The sequence below is a fragment of the Pseudactinotalea sp. genome (assembly GCF_048594945.1).
Taxonomy (GTDB): domain Bacteria; phylum Actinomycetota; class Actinomycetes; order Actinomycetales; family Beutenbergiaceae; genus Pseudactinotalea.
Window position 1 is genome coordinate 1 of sequence record NZ_JBMDXJ010000099.1, and the last position, 6,632, is coordinate 6,632.

The 6,632-nt window shown below is 70.1% G+C and carries 7 protein-coding genes and 1 pseudogene; 5 read left to right on the forward strand and 3 right to left on the reverse strand.

The features are described from left to right. Window positions 1–63 precede the first annotated feature (63 nt). Complete coding sequence (gene ilvC, locus ACOJSN_RS04740; protein ID WP_420111359.1) at window positions 64–1,092, forward strand: ketol-acid reductoisomerase; 1,029 nt, start codon at window positions 64–66, stop codon at window positions 1,090–1,092. Between the two features lie 149 nt (window positions 1,093–1,241). On the opposite strand, the gene ACOJSN_RS04745 is transcribed toward ilvC, so the two are convergent. After that, window positions 1,242–1,700, reverse strand: coding sequence for a DUF4870 domain-containing protein (locus ACOJSN_RS04745; protein WP_420111360.1), 459 nt, complete (start codon window positions 1,698–1,700; stop codon window positions 1,242–1,244). 131 nt (window positions 1,701–1,831) lie between these two features. Between ACOJSN_RS04745 and ACOJSN_RS04750 the strand changes: the two genes are divergently transcribed. From ACOJSN_RS04750 to ACOJSN_RS04760, 3 genes are all read left to right on the forward strand, one after another. Continuing rightward, window positions 1,832–2,434: a hypothetical protein gene (locus ACOJSN_RS04750; RefSeq protein ID WP_420111361.1), complete on the forward strand. Its 603-nt coding sequence runs from the start codon at window positions 1,832–1,834 to the stop codon at window positions 2,432–2,434. Between the two features lie 165 nt (window positions 2,435–2,599). Next, window positions 2,600–3,655 (forward strand): 3-isopropylmalate dehydrogenase, encoded by a 1,056-nt coding sequence (locus ACOJSN_RS04755; protein ID WP_420111362.1) that lies wholly within the window; start codon window positions 2,600–2,602, stop codon window positions 3,653–3,655. A gap of 104 nt (window positions 3,656–3,759) precedes the next feature. After that, the gene (locus ACOJSN_RS04760) at window positions 3,760–4,848 is read left to right on the forward strand and encodes a branched-chain amino acid aminotransferase (protein ID WP_420111363.1); all 1,089 of its coding nucleotides are present in this window, start codon (window positions 3,760–3,762) and stop codon (window positions 4,846–4,848) included. A 7-nt stretch (window positions 4,849–4,855) separates the two neighbouring features. On the opposite strand, the gene ACOJSN_RS04765 is transcribed toward ACOJSN_RS04760, so the two are convergent. Further along, complete coding sequence (locus ACOJSN_RS04765) at window positions 4,856–5,467, reverse strand: TetR/AcrR family transcriptional regulator (protein ID WP_420111364.1); 612 nt, start codon at window positions 5,465–5,467, stop codon at window positions 4,856–4,858. 24 nt (window positions 5,468–5,491) lie between these two features. On the opposite strand from ACOJSN_RS04765, the gene ACOJSN_RS04770 reads away from it, so the two are divergent. Next, window positions 5,492–6,331: a CPBP family intramembrane glutamic endopeptidase gene (locus tag ACOJSN_RS04770; protein WP_420111365.1), complete on the forward strand. Its 840-nt coding sequence runs from the start codon at window positions 5,492–5,494 to the stop codon at window positions 6,329–6,331. Here the strand turns inward: ACOJSN_RS04770 and ACOJSN_RS04775 are convergent. Continuing rightward, window positions 6,307–6,632: pseudogene (locus ACOJSN_RS04775) on the reverse strand (bifunctional 3'-5' exonuclease/DNA polymerase); the annotation flags it as partial. The gene ACOJSN_RS04770 and the pseudogene ACOJSN_RS04775 overlap by 25 nt on opposite strands.

The window sequence follows — 6,632 nt, forward strand, 5'->3', positions numbered from 1 at the left end:
TGATACACCTCAGTCCAGCACCACCCGTTCGCCAACGAACGCCATCTGAAGGAGAGACCCATCGTGGCCGAGCTGTTCTACGACGACGACGCCGACCTGTCCCTCATCGCCGCCAAGAAGGTGGCTGTGATCGGGTACGGCAGCCAGGGGCACGCGCACGCCCTCAACCTGCGCGACTCCGGTGTCGACGTCCGCATCGGTCTGCGAGAGGGCAGCGCCTCGGCCGAGAAGGCCGAGAACGAAGGCCTCCGCGTGCTGAGCGTCGCCGACGCGACCAAGGAGGCCGACGTCGTCGTCATCCTCGCTCCTGACCAGGTTCAGCGGAACGTCTACGCCGCCGAGATCGAGCCGAACCTCGCCGAGGACGCCACGCTGGTGTTCGGGCACGGCTTCAACATCCGCTTCGGCTACATCAAGCCCAAGGCCGGCAACGACGTCATCATGGTCGCCCCCAAGGGCCCGGGTCACCTCGTGCGCCGCGAGTACGTGGATGGCCGGGGCGTGCCGGTGATCGTGGCGGTCGAGCAGGATGTCTCGGGCAACGCCTGGCCGCTCGCGCTGTCCTACGCCAAGGGCATCGGCGGTCTGCGCGCCGCCGGCATCAAGACGACCTTCACCGAGGAGACCGAGACCGACCTGTTCGGTGAGCAGGCCGTGCTCTGCGGCGGCGCCTCGCAGCTGGTCCAGTACGGCTTCGAGGTGCTGACCGAGGCCGGCTACCAGCCGGAGGTCGCGTACTTCGAGGTGCTGCACGAGCTCAAGCTGATCGTCGACCTCATGTACGAGGGCGGCATCGCCAAGCAGCGCTGGAGCGTTTCCGACACCGCCGAGTACGGCGACTACGTCTCGGGCCCGCGGGTGATCGACCCGCACGTGAAGGAGAACATGAAGGCCGTGTTGGCCGACGTGCAGAACGGCGCCTTCGCGCAGCGGTTCATCGACGACCAGGACGCCGGCGCGCCGGAGTTCAAGGAGCTCCGCGCCAAGGGCGAGGCGCACCCGATCGAGGCCACCGGCCGCGAGCTGCGGAAGCTGTTCGCGTGGGTGAAGCCCACGGACGCTGATTACACCGAGGGAAGCGCCGGACGCTGAGGGAGGTGGGCCCGACGTAGGAGGGTCCATCCGGACGAGGCGGTAGGTGTCTTCCCGACCACAAGGACCGAGGGAAGCGCCGGACGCTGACGTAGACGCGAACGAGGCCCCACCAGCTGAAGCTCGAGGGGCCTCGTTCTGACCGGGACTCAGACCTTGAGGATCGGGAGCTGGAACGGGTAGCGGTAGACCTCGCCGTTCCAGGCGCGCAACGCCCCGACGATCGAGAGCACGATCTGGGCGATCGCGGGGACGACCCACAGCACGATCGAGATCGGGAGGCCGATGATCGTGATCGCGAGGATCCAGGCCACGATCCAGCACGCCCACACGGTGATGTGGAAGTTGAAGGACGAGGCGGCCGCGTTGCGCACGAGCGAGTTGCGGTCCTTGTAGATGAAGTACAGGATCAGCGGGCCGAGGAAGCTCAGCCAGCCGGCGCTCACGATCGCGGCGATGATCGGCGACAGGTGGGCGAGCACCGCGAGGATGCGGTCGTCCGTGCCGGCGCTGGGGTCGACCTGCCCGCGGTTCGGTGCGCTCTGCTGCGTACCCCAGGCAGGCTGGTCGGTCTGCTCCGGCTGCTGGTCGGGCGATGGGTAGGTCACGTCGGTCCCCTTGCTCCGGGTACTGGGTTCCCCGGATGCTTCACAGTCTCCCGAATGGCTGAGTCGGTGTCGAGCCGGTCAGCCCCCGGGGGGTAACCGGAACAGCGCGGCGTACCGGGCATGATGGTCCGGTGACCGACCGGATGCCTGGCCCTGAGACCCCTGCCGGGCTGACAAGGGACGCCCAGCGGGTCGCGGCGGCGCTCGGCGTCGCTGCCACGGTGCTGGCAGTGCCCGCCGTGCTCGTGGCGGGCGGTGCCGCGGTCGGGTTCGCGGCGGTGGCGGTGCTCGTGGCGACCTCGCTCTCGCAGTCCTCGAGCGTCCTTGCCTGGGTGTTGCTGGTGCTGGCGATCGCCGGACTGGCGGTCACGGTGAGTTTCCTGATCCGCGTGCGCGCGACCCGCCGCGCGGGCCGCGACCGCGACCGCCTTGCCGCCGACCTGCTCGGTCTCGTCGATGTCGATGCCCTGACGACGGCGGTGCTCGCCGACCTGGCGGAGCTCACCTCGGTCGAGGGTGGGGTTCGGGCGATCTCGCGCGCTCGCGCGCTCTGGCGGCTGCTGCGCCGCTTGGACATGGAGGAGCACGCCGGCCAGTTCGCCCGAGCGAAGTGGTTCGTACCGCCGGAGGTGGGCGCCACCTGGTTGCTCGCGCAACTCGTCACCTGGGGAGGGCTCGGCGCGTGGATCCTGGTGCCGATCGTCGGCGGCGCGCGCGCTGCCGGCTGGCTCTGAGACGAGTTGCTCGCATCCACCGCCCACCGGGGAAGGCGCTTCCGGGCGATTCGCCGGCACCACGTGACGGTGAATCGCACGCGTTGGGCGGCGAGGGTCCGCATGACGCCTACATCCTGAGACGCCGATCCCAGGAGGTGGGACGCATCGGTTAAGGTGCGAGACATGGCACGCACGATCAAGCTCGCAGTGATCCCCGGTGACGGCATCGGCACCGAGGTCGTCGCCGAGGGACTCAAGGTCCTCGACGTGGCGCTGCAGGGCAGTGACGTCACCATCGAGCAGACGCCGTTCGACCTCGGCGCCGCGCGCTGGCACCGCACCGGCGACGCCCTCACCGACGAGGACCTCGAGGCGATCACGGGTCACGACGCGATCCTGCTCGGCGCCGTGGGCGACCCGAGCGTGCCCTCCGGCGTGCTTGAGCGCGGGCTGCTGCTCAAGCTCCGGTTCGCGCTGGACCACTACGTAAACGTGCGCCCCTCGAAGTTGTACCCCGGCGTCCCCAGCCCACTGGCGAACCCCGGCGACGTCGACTTCGTGGTGGTCCGCGAAGGCACCGAGGGTCCGTACGTGGGCAACGGCGGTGCGCTGCGGGTGGGCACCCCGCACGAGATCGCGACCGAGGTCAGCGTCAATACCGCGCACGGTGTGGAGCGTGTGGTCCGCGATGCGTTCGCTCGCGCCCAGGCTCGCCCGCGCAAGAAGCTCACGCTCGTGCACAAGCACAACGTGCTCGTGCACGCCGGCCACCTGTGGCGGCGCACCGTGGAGGCCGTCGCGGCCGAGTTCCCCGAGGTCGAGCACAACTACCAGCACGTCGACGCGGCCACGATCTACCTCGCGACCAACCCGAGCCAGTACGACGTCATCGTCACCGACAACCTGTTCGGTGACATCCTCACCGACCTCGCGGCCGCCATCACTGGCGGCATCGGCCTCGCAGCCTCCGGCAACGTCAACCCCTCGGGCGAGTTCCCCTCGATGTTCGAGCCCGTGCACGGCTCGGCGCCCGACATCGCGGGCCAGGGCAAGGCCGACCCGACCGCAGCGATCCTCTCGGTCTCGCTCCTGCTCGAGCACCTCGGACTGGACGAGGCCGCTGCGAAGGTGAGCGACGCCGTCGAGAAGGACATCGAGGACCGCGCGGCCCAGCACGCGGCGACCTCGCGCAGCACCGCCGAGATCGGCGATGCGATCGCCGCTCGAGTAGCCGGCTGAGCGCGCCGCCCGGGCTCGCCCGCCACGGCACGCTCCACCCGTTCTCGCCGCAGGGCGCGGAACGGGCGTCACGTCACCCTTCTCGACATTACGGTGGAGCCATCATGAACGCTGCAGCAACCTACGAGGTGCGACCGAGCTCGCACCCACGCACCCTGGCCGAGCGCACCGCGGCGCTCGCTGACCTGAAGTTCGGCGTCGTCTTCTCGGACCACATGGCGCGTGCCAGGTGGACCGAGTCCGATGGCTGGCATGATCGCCGCATCGAGGCGTACGGCCCGCTCAGCCTCGATCCCGCCGCCGCTGTGCTGCACTACGCACAGGAGATCTTCGAGGGCCTCAAGGCGTACCGGCACGCCGACGGCTCGGTCTGGGCATTCCGCCCCGACCGCAACGCGGCCCGGTTGGCCCGGAGCGCGAAGCGTCTCGCTCTTCCGGCGCTGAGCGAGGAGGATTTCCTCGCCTCGATCGCCTCGCTCGTGGCGACGGACGCGGAGTGGGTGCCCTCGGCGCCGGGATCCTCGCTGTACCTGCGGCCGTACATGTTCGCTTCCGAGGCGTTTCTCGGGGTGCGGGCCGCCAAGCAGGTCGACTACCTCGTGATCGCTTCACCCGTGGGCCCGTACTTCACCAACGGCTTCCAGCCGCTGAGCATCTGGGTGGACGCGGAGTACAACCGCGCCGGACCGGGTGGCACGGGTGACGCCAAGTGCGGCGGCAACTACGCCGCGAGCCTGCTGCCGCAGGCGCTGGCGTACGAGCAGGGCTGCGACCAGGTCTGCTTCCTCGACGCCGCCACCGGGACCTATCTCGAGGAGCTCGGCGGCATGAACGTCTTCCTCGTGCACGCCGACGGCTCGGTCACCACGCCCGCGCTCGGCACGATCCTCGAAGGCGTCACCCGCGACTCGATCCTGCAGATGTGCCGCGAGGGTGGCCGTGAGGTGAGTGAGCAGCGGATCGCGCTGACCGACCTGCTGGAGCAGATCGGTTCCGGCGACGTGACCGAGGTGTTCGCCTGCGGAACCGCCGCCGTGATCACACCGATCGGCCGGCTCAAGGGCACCGACTTCGACGTCACGATCGGCAGCGGCGACGCCGGCCCGGTCACCACCGAGCTGTACGAGGCGATCACCGACATCCAGTACGGGCGTCGCGAGGACGTCCACGGCTGGATGCACCGCCTGGTCTGAGGTTGCCTCATTCAGTCGGGCTCAGCACCGCTCGGGTGAGGAGCCCGACGGCGTCGCTCACCTCCTCCGGCGGTGTCGCGGCCGTGAGGGGGTAGCGCGTGAGGTCGGAACGCGCGAGCGCGCGCCCGAATGCGGGGGAGGTGTCGCTGGAGTGTGACAGCAGCAGCGTCCCGTGCACCCACTCGGTCACCAGCCCCGTGCATGCGGCGGCGTGACCGAGTGTGTGGCCCACGCCGTCGACGAAGAACCGCAGCAACGCCTCATTGAGCGCGAGTGCGTGCGGACCGCCGATCCGGTCGCTGGTGAGCAGTGCCACGTGGCCGGGCGAGCTGCCCAGCACTCCGAGCACGTGCAGCAGGAAGCGTGTGAACGACTCGGATGGCGCCTCCGTCGTCAGCAGGGAGAGGTCGAGGCGGCCGAGAAAGGCGTCGGCGACGTGCTGTCGCAGGTCGTCCATGTCCTCCACGTAGGTGTAGACGGCGTTGGGGGAGACGCCCGCTTGCTGTGCCACCGCGCGCAGCGTCAGGCCCTGGTTGCCGCGTGCGGCGAGTACCTGCTCGGCGGCCTCGACCAGCAGCGGCAGCGTCACGTCCCCGCGCGGGCCTCGTCGGCGTGCCATGGAGCCGATGCTACGCTGATAATTGTGCAGCGAACAAATGCCTCGGAGCGGCGCGCCGCAGTCCTGTTCGTCGGTGGGACGCTCGGCGTCATCACGCTCGTGTGCCTGGGCTTTCTCGTGGTGGACGTGATCATCCCGGAGGCGGCGGTGGTCGTCGGCCGATGGATCCCGGCGCTGGTGGCGCTGGTGGTGATGCGGATCGTCGGTCTGCCCGGAGATGTGGGGCGCTGGTGGGGCCTGCGGCCGCGGGGCTGGCGCCGCACGCTGGTTGGATGTGTCATCGGGATGCTCGGCCTCGCGGCGATCTACCTGGCGGCCGCGCTGCTCACCGGGCTGACCGGGCAGGTGCAGCCGTTGCCGGCTGCCGACCTCGCAGCGGCGGCGGTCTGGCTGCTCCCGTACGCGCTGATCTTCTCGCTCAGCACCATCGGCGAGGAAGCCGGGTGGCGCGGATTCCTGCAGCGCCTGCTGGCGGCACAAGGGTTCTGGCGGATGGCGGCGATCGTGTCGGGGGTGTGGGTCGCCTTCCACGTCCCGCTGCACGGCGTGATGGTCCTGCAGGGCACACTGCCCCTGCAGGTGGCACTGGCTACCACCGCGGGCCTGTTCCCGCTCGGGCTGCTGCTCTCGGCGCTCGTGGCGCGCTTCGGGTCGGTGTGGCCGGCCGTGCTCGCCCACGCCATGCCGCTCTCGGCGCTCAACCTCGTGCGGGGTGCGGGCGATCTGGCCGCGCTGCCGCTCTGGCTGCTCACTGCAGTGACGGCGTTGCTGCTGGCGGGGGCCGCCGCCGTGCTCGCGCGCGGCCGGCTCCCGGTGGAGTCGGCCGACGCCGCCGAGCCTCAGGCCGAGTCGGCCTCGTCGTAACGGTCGACGACGGCGACGTCGAGCGGGAACGTGATCGGGAAGTCTCCGAACAGCAGCCTGCCCGCTGCTGTTGCCGACGCCACCACGTGGGCCGCGACCTGCTCAGCGAGTTCGGCGGGCGCGTGCACCACGATCTCGTCGTGCAGGAAGAACACCAGATGAGGGCGACCGTGACCGGGGAGGTGCGGCTCGGAGGTCTCGGGAGGTCTGCCGTCGGACTCCGTCGTGACTGCCGGCATCGTCCGTAGCCGGCGCCGCAGCTCGGCCATCCAGCACAGTGCCCACTCCGCAGCGGTGCCCT